Here is a 2502-nt window from a genome sequence, read left to right on the forward strand (position 1 = left end):
AATACCGTACCAGCACCGGTGTGCCCGTAATTGTTTCCTCGGACTTCCGGTAAGGATTCCACCTGTAGACGGTGCCTGCAGCCTGTTCCATTCCGTGCAGCGCGATATTAAAGAGTAACGGACTGATTACGCCTCCAACGCACTTGGCAACTTCGAGTTCGAGGTCACGCTGAGCTACCGGCGGCTGGAACTGCCTCGGCGTGTCGAGGTGACGTCACGACACAGGCGGTAGTACTGATCTGTCTGTGGGTGATCGTCGTCGTGTGGGTGCGGGTGAGTACGCCGAGCGGGTGAACGCTGCGGCGCAGCTGCTGGAGGGCGGCGTTCCGATCGAGGACGCCGCCCTTCTGCTGTCCGCGCGGTTTAGGGTTTCGCCGCGGCAGGCCCGGCGTTACGCCGATTCGGCGGCGGGTGGGCGGGTAGTCGTGCCTGAACCGACGGTGGTGTTCACGGTCAAGCTTCCCGCTGTGCTGGCCGAACGGATACGCGAGGAAGCCCGGGTCCGCAGCACGACGATTTCGTCGCTCGTGACCGGTGCGTTGTCGGACTATCTCGTCTCAGCCGAGGCAGGAAGTCCGACGGATGAATGAGCGGGCGATCGCTCTTGAGTATGTGTTCGACCGCCACGCGGCCCGGGATCTGTCGATCGCGTACGGAGTCCTGGTTCCACCTCGGCGGCTGAAAATCCAGACGGACCAGCAGACAGGAGAAGAGAACGGTGAACGTGGCGGTTTATGCCCGGGTGTCGTCGGACCGGCAGAAGAAGAACGAGACGATCGTCTCGCAGACGGCGGCGCTGCGTGAACATGCCCGGCAGATGGGGGCGGTACTACCGGCCGAGTGGGTTTTCGAGGACGACGGCCATTCGGGTGCGACGCTGACACGCCCGGCGCTGGAACGGCTGCGGGATCTGGTCGCGGCGGTGCAGATCGACGTGGTGCTGTGCTATTCTCCGGACCGGCTCGCCCGGAAGTTCGCCTACCAGGCGCTGCTGGTCGAGGAGTTCACGCGGGCGGGTACCCGCGTCGAGTTCGTTAAAGGGCCTCGTGGAGACAGCCCGGAAGACCAGCTCATGGTCCAGTTTCAGGGAATGTTCGCGGAATATGAGAAGGCCCAGATCCTTGAGCGTTACCGGCGCGGGAAGGCGCACCGTGCCCGGGCGGGGTCGGTGAACGTGCTGTCCGGGGCGCCGTTCGGATATCGCTACCGTCGGCGGTCCGACCAGCTCGGCGCCGGCTACGAAGTTCTTCACCACGAGGCGATCCTGGTCACCGAGATGTTCCGTCGCTACGCCGACGAAGGCGTCTCCATTGCGGCGCTGGCCCGCTGGCTGACCGAGAAAGGCGTGCCGACCCGCACCGGCAAGAACCGCTGGGACCGGTCGGTGATCTGGGCCATGCTACGGAACCCCGCCTACAAGGGGACGGCGGTGTTCGGGAAGACGATGATCGACAACACGCCGGCCGGCCTGAACCGGGTAGCGCGGCTTCAGGGGCGTTCAACACCACGGCCGACCAGAGTCGTCGACCGGCCTCGTGACGAGTGGGTCGAGATCCCGGTGCCCGCCCTTGTCAACGAGGAGATGTTCGAACGGGTCGCGGCCCGCCTCGAGGAAAACAAGCGTTTCGCGCCCCGCAACACGAAGACGACCCCCTCACTGCTGCAGGGCCTCGCAGCGTGCTCGGCCTGCGGTTACGGCTACTACCGCACCTCGACACGGACCACGAACAAGAAGATCTACTACTACCGGTGCCTCGGTTCCGACGACTACCGCTACGAGAACGGCCGTGTGTGCTGGAACAAACCGGTCCGCGCCGACTATCTCGACGAGACCGTCTGGGAACACATCACAAAACTGATCAGCGATCCGACCTTGATCCGTGCCGAGATCGACGGCCGGCTGCGCCAGGCTCGTGATGCGGATCCCGCCAAGCGTGAGCGCGGACAGGTCGAGCTCGCGCTCACGAAGACCACTACCGCCATCGCCCGCATGATTGAGGCGTTCCAGGAACAGCTGATCACCCTTGACGAGCTCCGCGGAAGAATGCCCGAACTCCGCACCCGCGAAGCGAACCTCCGCGGCCAACTCGACGCTCTCGACAGCCAGATCGCCGACCGCGATCTTTACCTCGCCCTCGCAACCGACCTCGAGGGATTCCTGTCACAGCTGAGCGAGAACGCGAAAAGCGCCGATATCGCCGATCGCCAACGCGTCCTGCGGCTGCTCGTCAAGAACGTTCTCATCGGCCCCGAGAAGATCACAATTCGTCATCGCATCCCACTTCGCCAGCGATCATCAGACCGCGATGCTCCGGCCGCCAGCACCGACACGGAGGGCGACCGGAAGGCTGGTTGCCAAGTGCGTTGGGGGCGTAATCACACCACCTTGGGGAACTCCCTCGGTGGTGCGGCGATACCCGTCTGGGCCGATCACGCCCGCCGTCAGCCATCCGGCCACCACTTCCCGCCCCGGGAAGCTGCCCAGCAGCCCAAGCATGTGAT

2 protein-coding genes are annotated in these 2502 nt (G+C 64.5%); both read left to right on the forward strand.

Going from position 1 to position 2502, the window contains the following annotated elements:
• Positions 1–263: 263 nt before the first annotated feature.
• Entirely contained in the window at positions 264–590 is a 327-nt protein-coding gene (locus tag AB1460_RS36830) for a hypothetical protein (RefSeq protein ID WP_368967148.1), read from the forward strand.
• A 128-nt stretch (positions 591–718) separates the two neighbouring features.
• A partial coding sequence (locus tag AB1460_RS36835) for a recombinase family protein (RefSeq protein WP_368967150.1) occupies positions 719–2502 on the forward strand: 1784 nt, incomplete at its 3' end.

The organism is Parafrankia sp. FMc2 (genome assembly GCF_041008525.1).
GTDB lineage: Bacteria > Actinomycetota > Actinomycetes > Frankiales > Frankiaceae > Parafrankia.